Here is a 25,975-nt window from a genome sequence, read left to right as displayed (position 1 = left end):
ACCATTTAATAAGAATAACTAAATTTAATTATTGGCACTGAGATTGGCTTGTTTTCAAATTTAAATTCTTTGTTATCTATCGATAAAATTTGTGTTAATGATTCTGGATGAAATTCAAATTTAAAATTATTAGAACTTAAATCTTTTCCAGCTTTTAATGCATCATCTGAAAATAAATTATACATCAAGTACATACCAGTTGAAGAACCTACAGCTGTTCCTAATAGAATTATTTTTGATAAGTCATCATTTTTTTCTGTTGTTATCAAATAACTTAAGCCTGCTCCAAGTAAGCCTCCAGTCAAGGTTCCAAGTGATGTGAAAGTTCCTTGATTAGTATTAAATTCTTTATTAGAAAGAATGTAATGCCCAAAACCTAAACCTAAAATTGAGCCAAATAAAGCTGAAGTAAAAATTGGTTTTATGTAATTCTCATTTTTAGAATCAACTAGTGCATTTGTAATGGCAATAGGGATTAAAGTTCCAACAACTCCAAAATTTGCTAAAATCAATCCATCTCCAAGTGAGTATTTATGTTGATTAGCTAGTATATTTCCTGCAAAGTAACCTAAAGCAGAACCACCTAAAACAAAAGCTGAAGTATTTTTTCCATTTGAATCATTTTTAACTACATCTAAAATTTCAGCAATTGATAATCCAACTCCAAATCCAAAAGTTGAACCAGTGGCAAGTACAAAAGATTTCCCTTCACTTATGCCTGCTTCTTTTGCAAGTATGTAACCTCCAATTCCTTCAGCTAAACTTACTCCCATACCAATTCCTGTTGTATAATTAAAATTTGAATTAGAATTTTTAGGAGCAATTATACTTGACAGTAACATACCATGGAAAATTCCAGCAGTAGCACCAAAAGTGCCAAGCAAAGTTGCCCCACTTGGAATAAAAGAATTTTTTGATAAGAAGTATGGGATAAGAAATCCAGACGCACTTGTTAGCATGTATGTGGCAATGTAAGACTTGTTATCTTCTATTTGCAAAGTTGTTGGCAATGCCCATCCATAATAACTTAACGAAATTAAAACAGAATTTATTAATAGGGAAGTTCTTCCACTTTGATCTAAAAAATTATCTTTAGGAATTAATTTTAGATCATTCGTTAATCTATTCCTTAAATTAAAAACCTCTGAAGCATCTAGTAGCTTCCTATCTTTAAGAATTGTATCACCCCTATTGTAAAATATTTCTAGGGCATATAAATCATTAGATAATTTGTAAAGTTTTGCTTCATTGAATTGTCCATTTGTGTTAAAACCAGATAGTTTGGTTTGAAGTTCAGAGTTAATGTTCATTATTTTACCAATTGAATCAATCGGAACTTGAATTTCTTGGCAATAACTTAATTTTAAAACTAAAAAAGAACAAAATAAAATTACTGTTAAGTGTTTCATAATTAATAAATTAGTTTTCTAATAACTTAAGTTTAATCGATTAAAATTTTATTTAAATGAATTTAAAAATAAAATTGATAAAAATAAAATTTAACTTACAAAACAAAATACATTTTTAAAGACCCTTTATTTTTAGCAATAATTTCCCCACGATAAACAAACTCAAATTGATCTTTAACTAAATTGAAAGTTGATTCACTTAAATTTATTTTATTTGATTCACTATTTTGTTCCATTCTTGCGGCAGTATTAACAGTATCACCCCAAATATCATATGCAAATTTTTTAACTCCTACAATACCTGCAACAACGCTCCCAGAATGAATGCCTATTCTAACTTCAAAAGTTTTTTCATTCAATAATTTTTTTCTATTAATCATAAAATTTCTAATTTCAATACTAGCTTTTACAATTTCAAATGCATGATTAGGATTTTCAATTGGCAAACCAGAAACAGCCAAGTAAGCATCACCTACTGTTTTAATTTTTTCTATATTGTATTTAGAAATGATTTCATCAAATCCTTTAAAACATTGATGTAGTTCATCAACTAATTCTTGAGGAGAAAAGAGTTCAGATTTGATTGTAAAGTTTTTAAAATCAGTAAACAAAACTGTAACATCATTAAAAAGTTTTGCTTTAGCAGTTCCTTTTGTTTTAAGTTCTTCTGCAATATCTGAAGGAAGAATATTTAATAATAATTGATCAGATCTATGTTGTTCGATTTCAATTAATTCTTTTTGTTTTGTAATAATTTCATTAGTCTTTTTCTGTTTTCTTAAATTATTAAATATATAAATAGATAATGAAAGTAACAATCCAGTTACAAGTATAAAGTAGTTAGTTTGTTTTTGTTTGAATGACAGCTTCTCCTGAGTTAGATCTTGTTCATGAATTAACTTAATCTTTTCTTGATTAAAGTTGAATTCAGTTTCAGCCCCTTTAGTAACATAATTAGTACTATCTGAATTATATTCTTCTTTTAAATTTGAGTATAATTGTAAATATTTATACTTCATTTTTATATCCCCTAATGAATCAAATAAGTCATGGGCAATTTTGTAAAGTATAACTTTATTTTTCATGTAAGTGTTCCTGTCGCTTCCTTGTAATATTATTGAATCTAAAGAATTCAAAGTTAATTTTAGAACTTCATGAGCTTCATTTAATCTATTTTTATCAATTAATATTTTTAGATAATTAGAATAAATTCCTATTCCTTCTGGAGTACTTCCACATTTAAGAAAAGCTGTAAAATACTTTTTAAGAGAATCTAAAGGACTTTGATTTATACTATAAAGTTGTATCTCATATTCAAATTTTAGACCCAATGAATGATACATACCAGTAGACTCTAATTTTTTAGCATAAAACAAAGATAAATCACTATTTTTTAATTTCAAGTATGAATAAAACAAGCATTGATATACATAAATTATATCGTCAGATTTATAGCTTTGGAAGTAAGGTAAAGAATTATTCAAATGTTTTACAGCTAAATTATAATCATTTAAATCATAGTAGATTAAACCTAATCTTTTGTTTAATATATACAATGCAAAATCTAATGGTGATTTTTTAAAGTGTTCTAATAATTTAGTATAAATAGTAATTGCTCCCTTTAAATCTGAATGTTCTTGTAAATATCTTCCTTGCAAATATTCACTCCAATAACTTAGATAATCAAGTTTGTATTTTTTTGATAAATCTTGCATAGTTTTATAGATCAATTTGTTTGAATCATTAAAGCTTGCAGATACTAATGAAAAAAAATCTATTACTTGAGGTTTGTAATTGTTTAATACTTCTTCAGAAGAAAAATTATCTATTACAAAATGATAGTAATTTGTATCAGGTTTAGTATAGCTATGATACAACGTACTATCTATTAAAGCATTTAATTTGTTTGAATCAATTTTACTGGAATTTTCTGAATTAGGCTTGATAGGCTTACTATCGCATCCTAATAACAGAAGAGTACATGAAATAATTAATATTGCAAATTGTTTTAGCATAAATTTTCTTTAAATAAAAAATTCCCTGAAAGTAGATAAATTGTTTACTAGCAGGGAAGTATTAAAAAACTTAATAGGTTATTTTAAATTAGGATTTCTTGTTCTCTCTGTTTGAGGAATAGGTAGATATTTCCAAGTTAATTGTTGTAAATGCCATTTATTAAATCTCCTTTGGTCAATTAATCTATTTCCAGTACAATATAATTCTTTGTCTCGTTCAATGTATATACTATCTATATTGGTAGCATTTCTTATATCAAGTGTATGAGAAGATCTTACATTATTAATCGCACTCAGTGCACTTCCAGATTCAGAACGCCTAATATAACATTCTGCAAGCATAAGTTCATTCTCCTGCCAAGTTATAACTGGCAAAGATGTTTTATCTTCTGGATAACGTTGTTGCCTTAAGAATTTAGTTTTTCCATCATTCCCTAAAATCTCATCAAATAAAATTCTAGAAACTTCTTTAGGATCAGAATCAACATAAGTTTTAAATCTATTGTCTAATGCAAACTGAGTTCTTCCATTTCCTGCTGCATATAACCAATCATTTGGGCTTGTACTTGAGTAAAGAGAAACAAAACTTTCATCACCAATTTGTAATCCTTTTTTAGCAGATGTTTCTGCTTCTGAGTAATGTCCATCAATCAAATAAACTCTTGCTATAAGTGAATTAACTAGTTTTCTTTCCCAATCATTCTTAGCATATATTAAAGCATTTTTAAACTTTTCAATAGATAATTTGTATAACTCATTTGAAGGAATAAACTTTGATGAAGAAATTGTTGCCCCTCCTTTCTCCTGTTCTAATCCAAAATATGAACCTAAATAATATCTTGCTAACCCACCATAAAGGTTCCCTGCAAAAAGTCCTTTTTTACGAAGAGAAGTATCTTTGAATGTTACTTTGCCTATTCTTACAACTAAAGTATCAGCCATGAGTCTTAACCTTGATAAAGAACTAAAAGTAACTTCAACATTATAGTTATTAAAAAGAATTTTTCCAGTTTCAAGTTCATCATAACTTGGATATGTAGCTCCAATTATGTTTCTATCAAAAACTAATTCATCGCTTAATCCGCCAGAGTTAACTTGAAGCTGACCAAGTAAAGTTGCCATCTCACCTTTTACACCAGTGATAACAAAGTTCATTTGGTCTTCTGAGTTTAGCTGATCATCATTAACACTATTAATTGGAGGTTCTACCGACTGAACAAAATCTTTACATCCAATTGAAATCATTGAGATAAAAATTCCAATTAAAACAAAATTTTTATAATCGAAATTCAAAAAAACATTTTTTATATAGTAAATCATTTTATTTATTTTTTAGATTAATAATAATTAGAAACCGATAGAAATTGTCCCAAAAAATGAACGTGGACTTTGTAAAGTATTAAAATCAGTGCCGCGAGAAAGTCGAACATTTGCACCATATGTATTAACTTCAGGATCAGGAAAAGAATATTTAGTGAACAAAGCAAGGTTATGAACAGAGACAGCTAAAGAAACATTTTTAAAAGATTCAGGTATGATATTCCTAAATAAGTTTGTTGCATCATACTTCAAGCTAAGTTCTCTCAAACGAATAAAATCTGAACTCTCAAAAAATCCTAGTGAACCTGGCTGAGTAGGATCTAACTGAGCAAATCTATTGGCAGCTTGATTATATTCTGCTGTTTTAGGAACGAGTAATTTAATAGTTGAATCAGGAGTTACACCTAATTGAGCTGAAAGGGTATTGTATTCAAAATTGTTATTGAATTGAGTACCAAATTTTCTACCTTTATTATAAATCATACCGCCAATGCTCCATTCAGTTAAAGTATTAAATGTAAAATCACCTAAGAAACGAAATGTTAATGAGAACGACCCATTATGAGGAGCAACTGGTGTTCCAACTAATGATAATGCAGTATCCACCAAAGTACCATTAAATGTACCATCTGGTAAAAAATCAGCTCCTAATACTTTCTTAACAAGAAATCCTGCTTTTGGATGCCCTACAGATATTGTATTTACATCATCAAATCCACCAAAAACTGGAGAAGCAACACCTAAGTCTGTAACTTCATTGTTTGCATAATTCCAAATCAAATTTGCATCTAATTGATAATCATTTGTTCTGAAAAATCTACCATATAAATTCCCTTCAAATCCCCATCCATCAATTGAACCTATATTTTGAGGACTCCCAGCTAAACCTGTAGATGGAGGAAGGTCTACAGTGAAAATTGAATTATTTGCAAACTGCCTGAAATAAGTAAAATCAATTCCATAAGAATTAGATAATTCAAATTCTAATCCAATCTCAAATTCCTTAATCCTCTCTGGTTTAATTGAAGGATTACCAGTAGCACCTAAAGAAGCACCAACTCCTTCTCCAGTAAGTAATGAATTCCATCTTTGAATTGAACCATCTAAAAGTCCTGGTAAAACTCCAGACTCTCCATAGGCTGATCTAAGTTTAAAAAAATTCAATGCACCTAAATCTATAATTCTATCTAATCTCACTGCTCCACTAACATGAGGATAAATGATGCTTGGTGCATCGATACCTATTGAGCTTGAATAGTCATTTCTCAAACCTGCTGAGAAGAAATATTTATCCGTTATATTCAACTCTTGATTAAAATATATTCCCAAAGATCTTGAATTATTGAAATATTCATTAGCACCTTGAAACACAGCTCCTGCACCAACATCAGTAATATATTTACTAGGGAAATCCATTTTACTCAAACCAAATTGTTTGTCTTGATTAATAAAACCTTGTAATCCGATTGTACTTTTCATTAGGTATGAATCATTAAAACGCCAAGAGTAATCGCCTGATAAATCTAAATTGTATTTATCTGTTGTTTGGCTCTCAGCATATCTAAAACCATTTGTAAAGAAAAAATAATTTTGATCGGAAGGATAATAGGTGTCATTTCTTGTATGAAGTGCATCATACCCAAGAATCGCTTTAATTCCAAAATTTTCAAATGGAATGTAATTAACATCTATTGAAGCAATCAAACGATGATCCCTTTTATAATTACGTATATTATCAACTCCAGCACTATCAATACTTGAGTATGATCCAGCACCACCAGCACTTACCGGACCATAAAAGCAAGTAGCACCTAAATATCCATCTAAAGCATTATCACCATCTGGAACAGTTGTGTTGTTTATCATATATGTTGAGTTAACTCCAATTGTTAATTTATTTGATAACACTGTTTGGAAGTTAGCTCTTAATGATTTTCTCGTCCATTCATTTGTTCGTAAAATTCCTTCTTCATCTCTTGAAGTATATCCAAAAAAATAATTAAAACCATTTCCATTACCATTCACATTTGCAGAGTTTTCTAAAACGTTACCTTTTCTAAATACATTATTTGCATCTTGATAAGTCAATATCATATCTTTAGTATAAGCCTTTGATTGTTCATTTCTACCTATTGTTGATTTTAAATCTATAGTGTAACTTCCAGGAACTTGGTTTTTTAATCCTTTTTTTGTTTTAATAATAACTACTCCATTAGAACCACTTGCTCCAAATAATGCTGTTGCTGCTGAACCTTTTAAAACTTCAACTGTTTCAATTGATTCCGCATCTATTGCTGAAAGTTCCGATAAAACCTGTCCTCCTGATGCTATATCCTTATAATTATTATTCACCCAAACACCATCTAAAATTATAGCAGGCTGACCTGTACCATTTAATCCACCACCTGATCTTACATCAAACCTAAATCCATTTCCGGCACTACCAGAGGTTGTAGAAATTTTTACACCAGGAATTTTACCAGCTAATAATTGAGATAACCCGTCATATGTTGTTTGTTTGGTAAGAGCCGCAGCGTCAACTCTTGATACAGATACTTCTGCAACACCCTTTTGTGATTTTCCACTAGCACCAGTTACTAATACCTCTTGTAATGATTTTATATCAGGTGTAAGTTCAATTTTATAAACATTGTTTTTTCCTGATATCACTTCTATATTTTGGGTTGAAGTAATATAACCAACATAACTTACTTTAATTTGATAATTACCAATTGGAACATCTTCAAAATTAAAATTTCCTCGTTTATCAGATATTCTTCCAATTATTCCATTTGATAATTTAGCATCTTTTTCTAAAAGCCTAATTGTAACTGTTGCAGATGAGATAAAAGATTTTTCTTTTGCATCAGAAATTACTCCACTTAATGATCCAGTTTGAGCATATAAAAGTGGGTTAATGGAAATGAGAAAAAATAACAGGTAGTAAATACTAGATTTGATTTTCATAAAAATATGGTTTTGAAAGTTGAAAAAAAGTAAAGGCAATTTTAAAAATGATTTCAAAATTGCCTTTATTGGTTTTGTATAGATATTTAAATAGATTAGTTATTATCTGAGAAATAAAATTAAGAAAAGAATTTCTTTTACTAATAGTTTAGTATCTGAATATTTTATTTAAATGTAAATAGGGAAATTTTTTTATTTTGGAACTCCCGTTTTACTTACTACAATCGATAGAGCCTTATCGTTCCAATTAGTAGGTAATATATCCATATTCCTGTTTACTTCCAATCTATTTCCTTTCCCATTTAATTGGTCATATAATTCGCAATAATAACCTTCTCCAACTTTTATTGAACTAATTGAATTGGGTCTAACTATATTCAAATTTTTAAATCTTAAACTTGTGCTAGGATCATATGGTAAGTTATAAGTACCTTCATTTTTAAATTGTTGAGAAATTGGCTTTAACCCAATTTGGTTTGATTGAGTATTGAATTTAAAATCTTCATACATAACAACACCTTCAAGACCAGGCTCTTTACCTGATGGAGTAGTATGTGTTCCAAATCCTGGTGGGCGGACAGTACTTGCAACTGCCCATTGTGCAAATTTACCTATACTAGCAACTTTATAATCAATCCAACCAAAACCAGACATTCCCCATCTTATTCCCCAAGAATTTTTGATTAACCATGCATTCTTTGAGTCATTCCAACCAATTATTTGTACACAATGCCCACCACCATTTGGGGCTACACTGTTATCATTATAGACTCCATCACCAAGATATGATAAGCTTGGATTCGCCCAAATAAATGAAGATACTCCAGCAAACTTTACAATGGCACTTTTTATTTCCTGAACAGTCGGATTTTCTCGGTTAATTCCTACATAACCCCAATTATCAATTTTATGAGATCCTAAATTTGAAGATATAGTACATGTTAAATCTTTAGCCGTATAAATAGATTCTAACTCATCAGCAATATAATTGTTTTTAATAAATTCTAATGCCCCACTAGAGTTTCCTCCACCACACGAACCGACCTTTGAACAACTTAAAATCTGCTGTTCTGATAAATTTAATAAATTAAAATCCAATTTGTTTTTTAAAAGATGAGCTGACTCAGTTGAAGCTATTGCACAAAAAGCCCAACAACTTCCACAATTACCTTGATCCCTTATTGGTGTAACAAGGTTTAAAGACCTTAAATCAAAAGAAGTTGCTAAAGGATCACCAATATTTGCTCCAATTGGTGGTGGTTGTGTAGACTGATTTCCTCCTCCATTAGAGCTTTGACTTGTCTCTTCTATGCCACCAGTAATGTCTCTAATATTTTTACCAGCAACACTTGTTGCAGTAACTTGAAATGTCCATCCTTTTTCTGTACCAAGTTTTCGAAGCCTTGCAATTTCCCTTTTTATTGTATCAGGAGCAATTGACTCCAATCTAATCATTTCCTGAGTTAAGGGAATTTTATCTATAGTTGGTAATTTTACTATAAGTCGTTGCCTTAAATTTTGGTTAAGTTGAGCCTTAGTTGTTTGAAAATGTAGCCCAATAGTTATTGTGAAAAGTATTAATATTTTAAAAAAATTCTTTTGTTTTGTTGAAGAAATAAAATTAAACACTTTTATGTGTAATGATTGGAAATAGTTTTTCATAATAATTTTGTTTTTGTTATTAATTAGTTGTTAAATATGTTGATTTTTAGAATTTATACACATTATTTAAATGATTTGTTACTATACATTTTAATCAATATTATAATCTTACTAGAATGAAGAATCCTCATTGATGTTTATATTTATTACCAAAAGAATTTTGGTATGTTGGCTTTTTACTTCATCCAAAATGTTTTTGACCACTTAGTTTACTCCTTCTCATTCACAAATTTCTAGCTTAAATGAGCTGTTTAATTTTAACTCATCTTTTATATTGGAACTATTCCACTATCATGAATACTGGATTCAATTATTTTTTAATCCATAATTAATGATTAAAATATTAATTATATTTCTTAATATCTTACTCCATTAATCCAATAATAAAACGTAAGTTAAAAGTATTCCATAGTAATTTAAATTTAACACTTAAGGATCTTATTATTAAACCACTATGGAGCAATTATTAATAAAACATTATTCTTCTGCATTTTCTTTTAACTCCTTTCCACACCTAGTGCAATAAAATGTTATAGGGTGTAATGCCAATTCTTTACAAATTGAACATTCCAACAAACTATTCTTTGATATAATCATCAATTGCCCACAATTCACACAATATTTGTCATTTGCATAACCGAATAATTCACACTTTGGACAATGTGGTAATTCATTTAAATTAACTTGAGTTCGTTCCATTTGACTTATTATATTAGTTACAACTATTCGAACAAATTGTTAACATACAATTAAATAAATTCAGTCTCAGTTTTAAATAATTTAGTCTCATTTTGCAATTAAATCCAAATTTTATTAAAATATTTTATTAATTTTTGGTTTAAATAATTTTATTAAAAAAAGAATGGATCAATCATCTTCATTAGTTGATTTTCTAAACAATGGGATTCTCCCTTTTGTTGGTAGAAAAAATGAATTAAATCATTTGTTGGATTTTTGTTATTCAACAATTGATGGGAATTATCCAAGATCTATTTTAATAACTGGTGAAGCTGGAATTGGTAAGAGTAGATTAGTTTCAGAGTTATCTAAGAGTATTGAAAACAATGATGGAGTTGTTATAACTGTTAAATTTCGACCTGGTTCATCAATAGATTTAATATCAATCTTGTTTGAAGAAATTTCTAGATTGGATTTTACAAAGTCATTATTAAAGAAAACTAGTACTCAAAACTTATCATCAATTATTGAATCTCTTGAAAGGTTAGTAAGGCTAAGAATTACTGTTCTTATTATTGAAGATATTCATTTACTTAATGAGAATTCATTTAATGATTTTACTAATTTGCTTAAAAGTTTGGAAGACTCACCTATAACTGTAATATTTACAGCCAGACCAATCGATTATAAATTAAAGAATGTAATTGAAGAAAAATTAATTGATGAAATAGTTTTACATGGACTTTCTATAAGTGAAATTAATGATGTCAACCAAACTCTATTCGGTGAAATTGATAAATCTATTAGTAATTCAATTAAAGAAAAAACTTTAGGGAATCCACTAATAATTAGATCTGCAATTAGGCATTCAATAAGTAATAATCAACTTACTCAAAGAATTAATGGAACTTGGAAAGTTGAGAAAGGATTTAGCTCAATGATAAATATAAGTGTTGATATTTTATCAGAAGGAATGGCTTCACATTTACATAATGAAGAAATTTCAGCTGCAAATTTAATAGCATGTTTAGGAGAATCCTTTGCGAAAGAGACAGCATTAGCTATATTAAATGGAGATGAACAATTGTTTAAGTCATTAGTTCTAAAGGGTATTATTTCTCAATCTCACACAGTTGTTCCTCCTATTAATAATCAATATGTAAGCATTTACCCAGTTTATGCATTTACTCATTCATTACTTCATAAACATTTTTTAATCAATACTAAAATAGAATCAGAAATTTTAATAAAGGTACTTAGCAATGGTTTACCAAATTATTCCTTTTTGATTTATGAGTTAATTCACAAAAGTAATTTCAATTTTTTACTCGATTCTAAAGATTACATAAGTGCCATAACTAGAATTGGGAATGATTCATTTGCAATTGAGTTAACTGACAATTGGATAGAATGTAATTTATTGTTAAATACTTTTGAAGACATTTTAAGTAAAGTTACTCATTTAATAAATTGTGAAGAACTTAATAAGTTAAGATCAGTTTATAATGCTTATAAACTTGGGAATTTAGTGAGAGAACGGCATACTCAAAAGTTTGTATCAACTGCTTTTGAAGGGTGTTGTCTTGCAAAACAAATTGATGGTGGTTATGGAGTTTGGATGTACTTCAATTCATTTATTAATTTAATAATAGGACGAATTGCTAATGGTGAAATTATAGATTTATACGTGGCTTGGGCAGAAATTAAAACACTTTTTGAAAATGACAGCACCTTAAAATTCAGACCAGGACCATACGATTCAATATTTTTATTATTAAATTTTTTAATGAGTTCAGGTAGGGAAAATTATAATTCAAATTTTATAATTGAAGATGTTTATGAATTTATAACTCAATCTAAAAAAGCTAATAAATTAGATAAAAACTATTTAGAATTTTTGAACTTTAACATTTTAATTTACTTAAATGTAAATTCTATTGAAAGGTACAATGAATTATTAAATTTTGGTTCCAAATTTCAAAAAGCTTCAATTGACACTTATGGATTGGGAATACTTCCTTTAAAATTAGAGTATAATTTATTGTTAGGAGAATTTAAATTAATTCAAAGTAACGTAGATATATTATTATCATCATATGGATTTAATAATTTGCAAGGAGAAGATGTTTGCATTTATAAAGCAGCAAGTGAAATTGCACTTGGGAGTGGAATTTATGAATCAACAAACAATGTGATTATAAATTGGAAATTAAAAAAACAACCATATTCAAATTGGTTTAAATATGATATAATTTCAGTTTTATCACATATTATATTACTACGATTAGAACCAGAATTATTATTGAATTTTAAAAATATTTGTGAAATAGAAATAAGTGAATATGATTTTACTTCTAGAATTTTTTATCATTTAAATTCAAAGAAGTTAAACGATGTTTTAAATCAAATATACATGGAGAACCAAAATGATAATCTAACCAATTTTTCATACATATTAATTTGTAAGAAAGACATTGATAATGCATATAATTGTTTTAAAAAATTTTCTTACTCCTTTTTTCCAATAACATTCCAAATATCCAAAGCAGCTGTTTACCTTTTACTAATTAAATATTATTTATCAATTAATAATATAGATTTTAAAAGATTTCAAAATGAAATTGAAATATTATTAGAGAAATGTTTTGTAATGTTTAAAGAAAATAAACTTGATTATCTCTTAAAGAAATGGTTAGAAGAGTTCAAAATTTTCCTTCCTGTTCCCAAAATCAAAAATTGGCAAAATGAAATATTATTGATCAAAAAATTTCACATTAATGAGGAAAAGCTTAAAGCAAAATCTGTTTCTAATAAACTTACAATTTCATTAATTAATAATTTTAAATACAGGCAACCAAACGAAAAAATTTTCATAAAATTTCAAGGTGGAAGAGTAAAACAACTTATTGGTGCAATTGTAATTCAAGAAATATTATTGAATAAACTTGATGAAAAGGAGTTTATAAGGTTAGTGTTAAATGAACGAGATGTTTCTGAAAATTCTAAACATTCGTTGAATGTTGTAACTTCAAGACTTACTAAAATTTTAGGTGAAAATTCAATAATTACTTTTCATGAAACTCCAATTTTCAATACTGATTTGATTAAAGTTGATGTATTAGAAATTAATAAAAATATCAAAATTGTTGGAAATCGTTTAAAAAAAGGGAATATAATTGGATCATTAGTTTTGCTTTTACAAACATTAGATATGTGGAGTGGGGATGTAGTTTTTCCAACATTATACGACGAAATATTTGAAGATGTTAGAACAGATTTTGAAAGTAATATTAGATTAGTGGTATTAAAAGCAACACAAAAATTAATTGACGAAAAAGATTTGTCGAATGCTCAAAAATTGATAAATAAGTATTTAAGTTGCGTTGATGAAGACGAATATTTTTTAGAATTATATTCTGAAGTATTATATAAATTAAACTTGTTAAGTGAATCAAATAGAATTAGAAGTAAGATTTAATTTTAAATGATTGATAAATATTAATTTTAAATTTTAATCAAGAAAAACCCTCAATGTAAATCTATACAATGAGGGTTGAATAATATGTTAAATTTTATTTAGAACTTTTTCATTGCCATCCATTTTGCAAATTGTTCTGGAGTTAATACACCTTTTGCACATTCAATCAAACTTCTCTTACATTTTTCATTTTCAATTTTAAGCTTTTCTTTTTGAGCTTGTTCACTTGGTAAAGTTTTCTTTAAATCTTCAATTTGTTTTTTAATTGCAGCTCTTTTTTCTCTATCTTTTTCACTTAGAGTTTTTAACTCTGCTAATAATCTTTCAATTTGTGAATTTACTGTTGCTTTTTCTCCATTGTACACAGCTCTAATTCTTTCACTAGCTTGTTTCATACATTCCTTGTATGATTGTTCGCATAATCTAAGTTTTTCACTTTGATCTTTGGTAAGCTTTAAATCACCTTCCCCACCTTTTTTAGTTGTATCTCTTTTAATTGTATCCTTTTTTTCACCTTCTTTGCGAATAGAATCTTTTTTTGTTGTATCTTTTTTAACAGGTTCTTTTTTCTCGCCATCTTTTCTTACACTATCTTTCTTATCCTTTTTACTAGAATCTAAAGGACTATTTTTTTCTAATAAATTCGCGTTATTTACTACCACACTTTGATTTAGATCTGAATTTGAACACCCAATAAAAATAATAAGTGTTAGTAAAAAAGCTGATATTAAAGGGAAAAATCTGTTTAATTTCATAAAATTTTAAAATTATTGGTTAAAAATTTGTTTTTAAGTTATTTTTAGTTAACAACACCTTGATTATAAAATCATTACATTTAAAAATAAATTAATTATAAAAAATTAAAGTTACACACAATAAATTAATATGTCTGCGTGTTAATTTTGAATAAAATTATCATTTTAAAATTTTAAACAAATTGATTTGATTATTCAAACTGAAGCAATAGTGCTAAATACCAAAAGATTCAGTGAATCTAGTTTGATATTAACTTTATTTTCATTGGAAAAAGGAAAGATATCGGTAATGGTTAAAGGGGCTTTAAAAGCTAAAAATAAGTATGGTAATTCATTGCTTTTAATGTCAATAAGTAATGTTACAATCTACTGGAAGGAAAATAGAGAGCTTCAAATAATGTCAGATTCTGAAAGTAAGTTTAAATTAAATAATATTTCAAATTCATTAGAAAAAATTGCATCTGGTTTAGCCATAATAGAGCTATTAAATGCTTTTGTACCTATTGAAGACCCAAATATTGATATATATAATTTAACAGTAAACTCTCTTAAAACCCTCAATGATTCAAATATAAATGAATCTATATTGAGATTGAGATATACAATTAAATTGTTTTCAAAATCTGGATATAAATTCAATGTTAGCAATTGTGGTGTTTGCAATAATTTAATTAATTCTTTAGGTGGTAAAGTTGCTTTTAGCATTGCTTTATGTTCACCATTATGTGCAAATTGTAGAGATAAAAATACTTATCGAGCCATTGACTATTCGGTATTAGAAATAATAAATAATTTTTTAGAAAATGAAGATAAAGTAGATTCGTCAATAAATTTAAATGATATTTCACAATTAGAAGAGATAATAAATATTTTAGTAAAACATCATGTTGATGGAATAAGAAAATTAAAAGTTAGTCAAATTGCAAGTAAACTTTAGAAAATTTAATTATAAAATTTTAAAAAACAAGTATAAATAATGAGTAAGAAACAAATTTTAATAATAGCATCATTAATGATTGCATCGGTAGCAGTTGGTGGTCTATTAGCAACTAAATGGGGAAAGGTAGAGTTAGGCTTTGCGGCACCTCCATTCAATTTAGGATCAGACAAACCACCTGTGTTACCTTCAAATGAAGTTAAAGTTTTAAATGATGCATTTGTTGCAGTTAGTAAAGCTGTAACATCTCAAGTTGTAAGTATTACCGCCACAACAAAATTAAAAGAAACCACATCTAAAAAAAGATTCAATCCTTTTGGAGATGGGGAAGAAAATCCTTTTGGTGATTTATCTCCTTTTTTTGGTAATCCAAATGGAGGTGGATTCGGACAGGATATGCCAACTCGAGGGGCTGGGTCTGGCGTTATAGTATCAACAGATGGTTATATTATGACAAACAATCACGTTGTTGCTGGTGCAACTGAAATAAGTGTAAAAACAAATGATGGTGAAGATTATCCTGCAAAATTAATTGGAAGAGATTCTTTAACTGATATAGCAATAATAAAAATTGATAAAAAGGATTTATCAGCCGCAACTTTTGCAAATAGTGATAATGTACAAGTAGGACAGTTAGCATTAGCAGTTGGCAATCCACTTGGTACTTTAAATTCAACTGTAACTCAAGGGATAGTTTCTGCTTTAGGAAGAGGATTGAATGCTTTAGGAGGTGAGCAAAAAAGTTATGCTGTAGAAAACTTCATTCAAACAGATGCAGCTATTAATCCAGGAAATTCAGGGGGTGGATTGTTTAATATTAGTGGTGAATTAATTGGTATAAATACAGCTATTGCATCTAGAACAGGCTCATTTATTGGTTATGGATTTGCTGTTCCAATAAATTTAGCAAAAAATGTTGCAGAAGATATTATTGAAGATGGTAAAGTTGATAGAGGTTATATTGGTGTTTCAATTCAAAATATTGATGATAAATTAGCCAAAGGGTTAAAGTTACCTTCAAGACAAGGAGTATTAGTACAAGATCTTGTTGAAAATGGAAGTGCAGCAACAGCTGGGATTAAAGTAGATGATGTGATATTAGAAGTTGATGGACAAAAAGTTAATGCATCAAATCAATTGCAATCTTTGATTGCTCAAAAACGTGCTGGTCAGAATGTTAAATTGAAAATATGGAGAGGTGGTTCATTGATTGAAAAAATTGTTAGTTTAAAACCAAGAAGTGGTGATATTACTTCATTAAGTGAATCAGATGACAAACAAAGTGATTCAAAATCTTCCAATTCAAATATGAAATTTGATAAGTTAGGACTTGAGGTTAGGTCTCTTCGATTAGAAGAAAAAAATATGGTGAAAGTTGATGGTGTAGTAGTTGCAAATGTTGACATTTATGGTGAAGCATCTGACCAAGGAATAACAAATGGAGATGTTATTATTAGTGCTGACAGAGTATCAATTAAATCACCAAGTGAATTAAAAAAAGTAATTGATTCAAAATCAAGTGGAGATGTGGTTTTACTTCAAGTAAAATCGAGGAACTCGACAAGGCTTGTTGCATTGCAAATTAAATAGAAATTTGATTCACAATTATGATTCGCAAATATGAAAATCATAATTAAATACGAGATAAATAAATCCATTAAATTTAAGTCACAGAACAAAAGTTGATACTTATTTCTGTGGCTTATTCATATTTTAAAATGTAAAACAAAATTTAAATCTAATTTTTGAAATTCAATATTTTCAATAATTTTTTTAACATCTAATCCTAAGAATGAATTACTAAATAATGATAATTTCTCAATTGATTTATTTAAATTACTCAAAGCACCATCTAGTTTATTAAGCAATATACATTGCAAACCAGCTGCAAGTTGAATTAATCCTCTAAAGAAAATTTCTTCGTCACAATCAAGGGTTTTCCATACATCTTCCCAAGATTCATGCGCATGCCAAAATTGATTTTTGTTAAATAATGAAATCCCTTTTTGAAAATTTAAAATCTGTAAAGTATTTAAATTTGGTTCAGTTAAAGAAATTATATTGTTGATATTTCTTTTTTTTGGAGGCAGTAAAATTCTTAATAATTTATATTAAAATAAAGTAATTGCAACTATGATTTTATCTATTTTATAAAATAGAATTGTATAAAAGTAATTTAATAAAAAAGAAGAATCAAAATATATGATCTTGTATAATTTTATGTTTTGTAAGTAAATTATCACAAGCTTCAAAAACTCTAAATGAAGGAATTCTTTTAATACAATTTTCAGGTTCTTTCTTTCTGTTACAATTGCAATCAATGCATAAAGGTTCATCTGCGTGAGGTACTAAAACAGACACTTCTTTTCCTAATGGCTTCCATCGAGCGGGCCACATTGGTTGCAAACCAGGAAAAAGGGAAACAGTTGGAGTATTAACTAAAGCAGATAAATGAGCTGGTCCTGAAGCACTACCTAGCATTAAACTTGCACCCCGTAATAATTCGCTAAAAGCATCTAAAGACAAATCGCTTACAATTTTAATTTTTGAATTATTATTCAATCCATTTACTAAAACTCTATTAGCAATTCCAATTTCATTCGGACCAGCAGAAATGACAATTGATAAGTCTTTATGTTTTTCTAAAAGGAATAAGCAAACTTGAGCATAATCCTCTGGTAAATAATCTGGACTAGAACCAAATGAACCAGGGTGAACAACAATGTATTTTCCTTCAATACCTAATTCTTTAAGTTTATTTTCAGCTTCAATTTTTCCTATTTCAGAGACAATTAATGAAGGCATTTCTACTTCAAAATTTTGGTCTATTAATGGAGATAATAAGTTTACACTATACTCCGACTCATGCTTAGTCCCTTTCTGCCTATGTTCATAAACCCACCTTGTAAAAAGTCCTGAATAATATCTATAACCAGTTCCAATTCTCACATCAATTTTTGCCATAACTGCTTCAATAGCTAATTGAAGTTCTGGTTTAGCAAATATTACTGCATCAGGTTTGTAAATCTTAAAAATATGTAATCCTTTACGAGATGATGTAATTGAAAAAGTCTCATCAATTTGAGTGATTCTTTTTGTTATTGGTGCAGTATATGGCTTTACTAAAAAGGCAACTTCAGTATTTGGGAGTGCTTTTTTTAGTGCAGTAGCAATAGGTAAACTTAGAATAACATCACCAAGTCGATCTGTTCTTGAAACAAGAATTTTTTTTAAGTCAGAGGCTGGAGTTAAAATCGCCATATTATTACAATTAAAAGAATTTTAATATGCTAATTTATCAAAAAAAACGATTTGTTCAGTAACAATGAAAAATAAAATATTCAAAATGTTTAAATCATTATTATTTTTGGAGTCCATTTTTTACAGGAATTGATTTTTCAACTTTATTTGTAATGCATAAACCACTAACAACCAGAAGTAATAGACCAAATTCATTATTTGTAATTGAAGCAAAGAATCTATCAAAGCAAGGTTTATCTTTTGAAGCCGCTGATTTGTGTCGCCGTGGACTTATCTATTTCCCATTTAATTTAAATGGATATATAACTTTATCTCAAATCTATTTATCTATGAATAACCGTGAAAGAGCATTAAATGTTCTTGATGACGGTTATAAAAGAACTGGTTCTCGAGAGTTATTTTTATTATATAAACAAATTGAAAAAAATACTCTTCCAAAATTAAAAAGTTTGAATAGGGTTATTCCTAAAACAGATAAATCTCATCTAGAAAATAATATCAATGAAATTAATGATTCAACTAAAGAGCTTTCAATAGAGATCATAAGGAAAAATAGTTATGAAAATAATGACAATCAATTATCTGAAAATCATTTTAATTTAAATAATATAGATAAAATATTTCATACTGAAAGTACTACTGATATTGGCAATGAAGAAATTAATAATGTTACGGAACCTGAAGAAGTAATATTAAATGAAAATTATGTAGCAAAAAAAGAATTGTTTGAAAGAATTGATAATGATATTAAAAAAATTAAAGTAACTAAGAAAGAGATTCCTACAGAAATATTAAAGACTAAAATTCAACCAGACAAAATTCAATTATCGATTCATACTTCAGGAGACACTACAAGGTTAAGAAGTTCGAATATTAGATTAATTCCAGGGTTAGAATATGCACCTTTACGTTACACTAATAATGAAACTTTGAAAATTAATGATTTAAATTTTTCTGAAAATAAAACTCATATTATAGAATCAGAATTTGAAAACAGTAGTTCAGACTCATCAATTGGGAATATAAACAATAAAGAATTACTTGAATTTAAATCTAAAGAAAAATACTATGAGAGCTTGTTAAATATTGAACAGATTAAAATTGATGCTGAGTATGATGAGATTATGAATACTCCAATTGAAAGGGAGTTAAGTCCACTTGAAGAATTAGCAAAACGTTTAGAGACAGCTAGAATCCCAATGGAAGTTGATGATGAAATGGAAGTTGTTAACTCAATTTATGAACCTACAATTGTAACAGAAACTTGGGCAGATATTCTTGTTAATCAAGGTGCATTTACTGAAGCTTTAAAAGCTTATCAAATTTTAGCTAGAAGCAACCCAAACAAATTTGAACATTACAAAAGTAGAATTGATTCAATGAAAAATAAGATAATTAATACTCAACTTCAGAACTCAAAGTTAAAAGACTAAAATTCCTAGAATTAAATTATACTTTGAATAAAATTGATTGAAAATTTATTGGCACATACTTAAGCTTCACATTGGACCCTTTATTTTTGGGACTTGTACTGTAGTGTTTATTTTTCTGTTGCAGTTTATTTTCAAATTTTTAAATGAATTAGTTGGTAAAGGTTTAAGCTACTGGGTTATAACTCAGTTGATTGGTTATCAAATTGCATGGATGGTTGTATTGGCTGTTCCAATGGGTGTATTAGTTGCAACATTGATGGCATATGGAAAATTAGGGGAATTTAATGAGTTAACAATTATTAAAAGTTGTGGTGGAAGTGCATTTAATACAATGTTGCCATCAATAATTGGTGGAATAATAATATTTGTATCACTTCAAATATTCAACGATAAAATCTTACCTGAAACAAACCACAGAGCTTCAATTTTACAAAGCGACATTAGAGAATTAAAGCCAACTTTTGCCATTGAAGAAGGGCGATATAATGACTTTCAAGGATATAAAATTTTTGCTCGAAAAGTAGATAAAACGAATAATATCTTAAAAGTTGTTACAATCTATGCTGAAAATTCTGGAATGCTTAATATAATTAATGCTCAAAATGCTACATTAAGTTTTACACCCGATATGACTAAAATGAAGATGATATTAAATGTTGGAGAAATTCAACAAATTAAACGTGGTGAACACAATTTTTTTAGAAGGATTTTGTTTTTAAAACATTCAATAATAGTTCAAACTAATGGTTACAAATTCAATAAATCAAACCCAAGTTCATTTGGTAGGGGTGATAGAACAATGAACATTGCTGAAATGAAACTATCAGCTGGAAGAGCAGATTCAAATATGATGGTTTCTAAAAAAGAGTTTAAAACAAATTTAAAACTATTCTATAAAGGAGATTTCACTTCTAAAGATTCTTCACTACAAATCATTCAAGGAGCTAAAAATACATTATCAAATTTAAGAAGTAGACTTGAAGCATCAAGTGGGAGTTATATAGGATCAAGAGAAACTTCCAATCAGTATTGGGTAGAAATCCATAAAAAATACTCAATTCCATTTATTTGTTTAATTTTTGTTTTTGTTGGTGCTCCATTAGGAATAATTGTAAAAAGGGGTAACTTTGGAGTTAGTGCTGGAATAGCTCTCGGATTTTTTGTTGTATATTGGGCTTTTCTTGTTGCTGGAGAAAAGTTATCAGATAGATTGTTACTGCCTCCATTTTGGGCAATGTGGTTAGGAGATATTGTTATTGGTATTACAGGTATCTTCCTTACTATATTAGTATCAAGAGAAACACTAAGTTTTAATTTAAAAACCCCTACTTTTTTAAAAGAAAAATCATACAAATGATTTTTTTGAGATCATACAAAGTCAAATACTTCAATAAAGTTAAAAACTCTTAAGAATTACTCCCTATTCTTTACAATTTCTTACATCTTATAACTTCATAATATAGTTATATGTTTACTATGTTGCATTATTAATGTGCATAATTTAAATTAAATATTGCTATTTCCAAACTTTGAATAAATTAAATTTATATAATACAATAATCAATTTTTTCTAACAATGAACTTTATGAAAAAAAGTTTTTTTACCTTTAGGTTATTTTTTATTCTGGCTTTAATGTCAGTTTATGCGAAAGTAACATACTCACAATGTGGAGTTACGGAAGGAATTCCGTTCATTTCAAATGGTCCTGAGCAAATAGTTGTTTGTGAGGGAAGACCAGTAGTTACTAGTGGGTTTAGTATAACTGGATCTGTGAATGCCTCAAATACAAAGCTCCCAATGACCGGACCATTAGTTTTCAGTTATTACAAAAGGAGAGATTTACTTGGCACTTGGCCTTTAGCATTTGATTTTGTTACAACACAAACATTAAACGGACCATTTATACCTGGAGCTGCTTATTCACCTCCAGCTCCTTTATTCTTATCTGCTCAACACCCTCAACATACTGGATTTTGGTTAGTAACTGTTACTAATTCGGCTTGTCCTGGAGATATAGTAGTTTCAAGAGAATTTACAATTACAGTTCAAACACAATTTGGTATAACCCATCAACCAAAAAATTTAACTATTTGCGAAGGTGGTTCAGATAGTATTGTTGCAGATGTTAGAGGTACTATAGGATTCTTACCAAATAGTTTACAATATATAGTTTGGAAAAATGGTGTTCAAGTAGGACCTGCTAAATATGTTGTTTCAAATAATACTTTACAAGAAGGTGTTGTATCAATAAATATCAACAATATTGCTAATAATAATAATTTATCTAACAATGGTGATGTTTACCAATTTAAATTGTGTTATCCAGCAGGTTTTGGATGTGCAGATGTTGGTAATGTTTTATATAGTCAACTTTGCACTCTAACAGTAAAACCTAAAACAAAAATTACAACTCAACCATTAGCAAATAGTACATTTTGCACTGGTGGTAATTTTAGTTTGAACGTAAATGCAACTGGTACAGGACTTACTTATAAATGGTATAAAGGTTCAGTTATATCTGCAAATTTAATTTTAGGAGCAACAAGTTCAACTTATTCTCAAGCTTTAAGTAGTATATCTGACACAGGAAGATATTTCGTTGTAGTTAGTGGAGAATGTGGCTCTGATACAAGTTCTTCAGCTAGATTATCTGGAAAAATAGCAACATCTATTACATCAATTTCTACAGGAAGAACTTTGTGCTCAGGTGGAGACGTTATTCTGAATGTTGTTGCAGCCGGAGAAAATTTAACATATCAATGGTTTAGAGGAGGAACTGATTCAGTTAACAGAATTAACGGTGCAAACACTACTCAACTAGCAATATTAAACGCATCAGTAACTAGAGACTATTATGTAAAAGTAACTGGTGATTGTGGTAGTGTTACAAGTGGAGCAATATCAATTACGGTTAATGGTAACACAACTATTTCAAATAGTGAGTTAGTTAATGTTGTCTCTTGTTCTGGGTCTGACGCAACTATGGCTGTTTCTGCAACTGGTGTTAATTTAACTTATAAATGGCAAAAAGAAACACCTTCAGGTAGTGGAACTTTTGTAGATATTGTTGGAGCACCAACTACTTCTTCAATTACAATTAGTGGTGTAGTTGCTGGAGATGCAGGATTGTATAGAGTTGTTGTTTCTGGAGATTGTGGAAGTTCTGTAAATAAACAATACAGACTTACAGTATTATCAGCACCAACAGCAACAATTGACTTAATAGGTGATGGTTGTTTAGGTGCTAAATTAACTTTAAGAGCAAATGCAACTGGCGTTCCTCGCGATTCTCAACCAGCTCTTGAATACCAATGGATTCTAAATGGAGTAGAACTTACTGGATCAACAAATAAAGATTTAGTAATTGATAGTTTAAGGTTAATTAATTCAGGAAATTATCAAGTTAAAGTAACTGGAAAATGTGGAAGTGTTACAAGTTCAGCTTCAAGAATTACTCCAAATGTTGCACCTGCAATTATTAATCAACCTCTAGATATTGCTTCTTGTATTAATAGTTCTATTACTTTTGGAGTGACTGCAATTGGAAATAATATTAAATATCAATGGCAAAAAAATGGTACTAATATTCCAGGTGCTGATTCAAATATATTTTCAATAGGTTCATTAAGAAATTCTGATGGTGGTATTTATAGAGTTATTGTAAGCAATCCATGTGGTTCTGTTAATAGTAATGTAGCAAGATTAGATATTGGAGATTCTGTTTTTGTGAAGTCATTACCACAAAGCCAATCAGTTTGCCCAGGATCAAATGTATCTTTCAAAATTGATGCTGTTGGCAGAAGCTTGACCTATGTTTGGAAAAAGAATGGAGTAATCATAATCGGTCAAACAACAAATACTTTATCTATTTCAAATGTAAGTGGCAATGATTCTGCCATTTATCGTGTAGAAGTATCGGGAGGCTGTTCAGAAAAAGTTGTGTTTGCAGATGCTAGTTTAACAATAAAACCTGCACTTGTAACAATTGAAACTCAACCTTTAAGTAAATCAGGATGTGCTGGTGAAGCTATATCATTTAATGTAAATGTTAATGGAAATCCGTCAGATTTTACTTACCAATGGAGAAAAAATGGTGTTATAATTTTAGGTGCAAATACTTCTGATTATAATATTGCAAGTCTATCTCCAATCGATGTTGATAGCTCATTAACAGCTCAATATGATGTTGTTGTTTCTAGCCCTTGTGGAACATCAGTTACAAGTTCAGCTGCATCACTTAAACTTAAATCAATAGTATCGATAACATATGGATTAACAAATATTACTTCATGTGCTGGCGAACCAGTTGAGTTAAAAGTAATAACAAATGGTGCAATTAAATTTGTATGGAAAAGAGATGGTGTTGTTATTTCGGGAGAAACTACTGCTGTATATACAATCCCTGCTTTAGGTGCTAGAACTTCTGGAACTTACTCCGTTACAATCTCAGGAGAATGTGGTGGTGATGCAACTTCTCAATCTGTAGTTACTGTTGGAGTAGCCCCTACATTATTAGATTCTAACAAAATGGCAGATGTAACTTCATGTGGTGGAACAAATGTTACTTTACAATCAAAAGCTTCAGGCACTAATTTAAATTATATTTGGAGAAAAGATGGAATTCTAGTTCCAGGAGCTAATACTTCATCATTGAATTTAACTAATATTACAACTCTTGATTCTGGGGTTTATATTGTAGAGATTTTTAATGGTTGCCCAACAAGAATTTATGATACTGTAGCAGTATCTATAGGTGGAAGAGCACAAATATCTTCTCAACCAACTTCTACTAGAGCTTGTGAAGGAAGGGAGGCAAGGTTATCTGTTGTTGCTTCAGGTGTGGCTTCTTATCAATGGAAAAAGAATGGAACTTCAATTGCTGGTGCAACTAATCCAGAATTAATTATCCCAACTTTTACAACTTCAGATACAGGTAATTATTCTGTTGTTATTATTAGTCAGTGTAATGGTGATACAATTGTAAGTAATATTGCTAGAATAGATATTGGTTCAGTTTCTTTTGGAACTGATAGCACTTCTTATTTATTTACTGGTGCTGTTGGTGATACAATTGAAAAAGAAATTAGATATGTAAATACTGGAGCAACACCAGTTAAAGTTATTGGTGTTACTTATCAGCCAAATGGACCTTTCTCGGTGATTGGTATTAGACCAGTATCATTAGATTCTACAATTGCTCCAGGTGGTGAAGTATTTGTAAAAGTAAGATATATTGTTCTTACTGGAAATGTAAAAGATACTGTTTCAGTAATGGTAGATGGAACTTGTAGCCAAACTATTAAAACTGAATTAGTTGGAAAAGAAGATTCTTCTTCTGCACGTATTCCAGGTATTGAAATAGTAAGTGTAAGAGATACAATTACTAAGAAAACACCAACAAATATTGTTATCAGATACATTGGAGATCCTAAAAACTTAGTTAAATCAGGTGTTACATCAATGACATTTGAAATTTCATTTGATGCAGCTTTATTGACTCCAGCAGACACAATTTATAGAGCTTTAGTTAGATATTCATTAGATACAATTACTGGAAGAATAATTGGTATACTTCCAATTACAATTACTCCAGTACCTACAATGGGTGTTATTACATCAATTCCATTTGCAATGTTAATTGGAGATACAACATCTTGTGATTTAAAATTCGTAGGTAAAGTTGTTTGGACTGGTGGAAATGTAATAGTTGATGAACTTAGAAATGGAGTATTTATTGGAGATGGTTATTGTACTCGTGGAAAACTTCGTGGAGTTAAAAGTAAAATTTCGCTTAGTACACCAATCCCAAATCCTGCAAATGGATCTACTAAACTTAAGTTTTCTTTAGCAGATGATGGAATTGCAAGTTTAAAAGTTTATGATGCTATTGGAAGAATCGTTTTAAATAAAGAAATCAATCAGATTATTTCAACTGGAGATAATGTTACTGAAAACTTAGATGTTTCAGAACTTCAAAGTGGATGGTACATTATTGAATTACAACAAGGAGAAAATGTTGAAAGAACAAATTTGAATGTTGTAAAGTAGGAATTATATAA

At 28.9% G+C, this 25,975-nt stretch carries 15 protein-coding genes; 6 read left to right on the top strand and 9 right to left on the bottom strand.

The window, feature by feature from the left end; genetic code table 11:
* Window positions 1-5 precede the first annotated feature (5 nt).
* The 6 genes from IPP08_09425 to IPP08_09400 form a co-directional block, all read right to left on the bottom strand.
* Window positions 6-1,409 (bottom strand): hypothetical protein, encoded by a 1,404-nt coding sequence (locus tag IPP08_09425; protein ID QQS65983.1) that lies wholly within the window; start codon window positions 1,407-1,409, stop codon window positions 6-8.
* Window positions 1,410-1,504: 95 nt separating this feature from the next.
* Window positions 1,505-3,424, bottom strand: coding sequence for an adenylate/guanylate cyclase domain-containing protein (locus IPP08_09420; protein QQS65982.1), 1,920 nt, complete (start codon window positions 3,422-3,424; stop codon window positions 1,505-1,507).
* A 78-nt stretch (window positions 3,425-3,502) separates the two neighbouring features.
* Window positions 3,503-4,669, bottom strand: a complete 1,167-nt coding sequence (locus tag IPP08_09415) for a hypothetical protein (protein QQS65981.1) — start codon at window positions 4,667-4,669, stop codon at window positions 3,503-3,505.
* Window positions 4,670-4,771: 102 nt separating this feature from the next.
* Complete coding sequence (locus IPP08_09410; GenBank protein ID QQS65980.1) at window positions 4,772-7,711, bottom strand: TonB-dependent receptor; 2,940 nt, start codon at window positions 7,709-7,711, stop codon at window positions 4,772-4,774.
* 192 nt (window positions 7,712-7,903) lie between these two features.
* Window positions 7,904-9,373 (bottom strand): hypothetical protein, encoded by a 1,470-nt coding sequence (locus IPP08_09405; GenBank protein QQS65979.1) that lies wholly within the window; start codon window positions 9,371-9,373, stop codon window positions 7,904-7,906.
* 477 nt (window positions 9,374-9,850) lie between these two features.
* Window positions 9,851-10,072 carry a hypothetical protein gene (locus IPP08_09400; protein QQS65978.1) on the bottom strand — a complete coding sequence of 74 codons (222 nt, stop codon included), beginning with the start codon at window positions 10,070-10,072 and terminating at the stop codon, window positions 9,851-9,853.
* A gap of 163 nt (window positions 10,073-10,235) precedes the next feature.
* On the opposite strand from IPP08_09400, the gene IPP08_09395 reads away from it, so the two are divergent.
* A complete protein-coding gene (locus IPP08_09395; GenBank protein ID QQS65977.1) occupies window positions 10,236-13,529 on the top strand; it encodes an AAA family ATPase in 3,294 nt (1,097 codons plus the stop codon).
* A gap of 98 nt (window positions 13,530-13,627) precedes the next feature.
* Here the strand turns inward: IPP08_09395 and IPP08_09390 are convergent, their stop codons facing one another.
* Complete coding sequence (locus tag IPP08_09390; GenBank protein QQS65976.1) at window positions 13,628-14,284, bottom strand: hypothetical protein; 657 nt, start codon at window positions 14,282-14,284, stop codon at window positions 13,628-13,630.
* A 187-nt stretch (window positions 14,285-14,471) separates the two neighbouring features.
* Here IPP08_09390 and recO point away from each other — a divergent pair, with 187 nt between their 5' ends.
* Window positions 14,472-15,221 carry a DNA repair protein RecO gene (gene recO, locus IPP08_09385; protein ID QQS65975.1) on the top strand — a complete coding sequence of 250 codons (750 nt, stop codon included), beginning with the start codon at window positions 14,472-14,474 and terminating at the stop codon, window positions 15,219-15,221.
* Window positions 15,222-15,260: 39 nt separating this feature from the next.
* The gene (locus IPP08_09380) at window positions 15,261-16,811 is read left to right on the top strand and encodes a Do family serine endopeptidase (protein QQS65974.1); all 1,551 of its coding nucleotides are present in this window, start codon (window positions 15,261-15,263) and stop codon (window positions 16,809-16,811) included.
* Between the two features lie 116 nt (window positions 16,812-16,927).
* Here the strand turns inward: IPP08_09380 and IPP08_09375 are convergent, their stop codons facing one another.
* Window positions 16,928-17,317: a DUF309 domain-containing protein gene (locus tag IPP08_09375; protein ID QQS67866.1), complete on the bottom strand. Its 390-nt coding sequence runs from the start codon at window positions 17,315-17,317 to the stop codon at window positions 16,928-16,930.
* Window positions 17,318-17,414: 97 nt separating this feature from the next.
* The gene (locus tag IPP08_09370) at window positions 17,415-18,482 is read right to left on the bottom strand and encodes a glycosyltransferase family 9 protein (protein QQS65973.1); all 1,068 of its coding nucleotides are present in this window, start codon (window positions 18,480-18,482) and stop codon (window positions 17,415-17,417) included.
* Between the two features lie 152 nt (window positions 18,483-18,634).
* Between IPP08_09370 and IPP08_09365 the strand changes: the two genes are divergently transcribed.
* From IPP08_09365 to IPP08_09355, 3 genes are all read left to right on the top strand, one after another.
* Window positions 18,635-19,915: a hypothetical protein gene (locus IPP08_09365; GenBank protein ID QQS65972.1), complete on the top strand. Its 1,281-nt coding sequence runs from the start codon at window positions 18,635-18,637 to the stop codon at window positions 19,913-19,915.
* Window positions 19,916-19,952: 37 nt separating this feature from the next.
* Window positions 19,953-21,272 carry an LptF/LptG family permease gene (locus tag IPP08_09360; GenBank protein QQS65971.1) on the top strand — a complete coding sequence of 440 codons (1,320 nt, stop codon included), beginning with the start codon at window positions 19,953-19,955 and terminating at the stop codon, window positions 21,270-21,272.
* Window positions 21,273-21,548: 276 nt separating this feature from the next.
* Window positions 21,549-25,964 (top strand): T9SS type A sorting domain-containing protein, encoded by a 4,416-nt coding sequence (locus tag IPP08_09355; GenBank protein ID QQS65970.1) that lies wholly within the window; start codon window positions 21,549-21,551, stop codon window positions 25,962-25,964.
* Window positions 25,965-25,975 lie beyond the last annotated feature (11 nt).

The organism is Chlorobiota bacterium (genome assembly GCA_016700335.1).
Classification (GTDB): domain Bacteria; phylum Bacteroidota; class Ignavibacteria; order OLB7; family OLB7.
The sequence above is the reverse complement of the archived record's forward strand: the minus strand, read 5'-3'. Positions and strand labels throughout refer to the sequence as shown.

Coding starts and splice junctions, on each gene's coding strand:
- IPP08_09425 (QQS65983.1), bottom strand. CDS start 1,409: ATGAAACACTTAACAGTAATTTTATTTTGTTCTTTTTTAGTTTTAAAA.
- IPP08_09420 (QQS65982.1), bottom strand. CDS start 3,424: ATGCTAAAACAATTTGCAATATTAATTATTTCATGTACTCTTCTGTTA.
- IPP08_09415 (QQS65981.1), bottom strand. CDS start 4,669: ATGATTTCAATTGGATGTAAAGATTTTGTTCAGTCGGTAGAACCTCCA.
- IPP08_09410 (QQS65980.1), bottom strand. CDS start 7,711: ATGAAAATCAAATCTAGTATTTACTACCTGTTATTTTTTCTCATTTCC.
- IPP08_09405 (QQS65979.1), bottom strand. CDS start 9,373: ATGAAAAACTATTTCCAATCATTACACATAAAAGTGTTTAATTTTATT.
- IPP08_09400 (QQS65978.1), bottom strand. CDS start 10,072: ATGGAACGAACTCAAGTTAATTTAAATGAATTACCACATTGTCCAAAG.
- IPP08_09395 (QQS65977.1), top strand. CDS start 10,236: ATGGATCAATCATCTTCATTAGTTGATTTTCTAAACAATGGGATTCTC.
- IPP08_09390 (QQS65976.1), bottom strand. CDS start 14,284: ATGAAATTAAACAGATTTTTCCCTTTAATATCAGCTTTTTTACTAACA.
- IPP08_09380 (QQS65974.1), top strand. CDS start 15,261: ATGAGTAAGAAACAAATTTTAATAATAGCATCATTAATGATTGCATCG.
- IPP08_09370 (QQS65973.1), bottom strand. CDS start 18,482: ATGGCGATTTTAACTCCAGCCTCTGACTTAAAAAAAATTCTTGTTTCA.
- IPP08_09365 (QQS65972.1), top strand. CDS start 18,635: ATGCATAAACCACTAACAACCAGAAGTAATAGACCAAATTCATTATTT.
- IPP08_09355 (QQS65970.1), top strand. CDS start 21,549: ATGTCAGTTTATGCGAAAGTAACATACTCACAATGTGGAGTTACGGAA.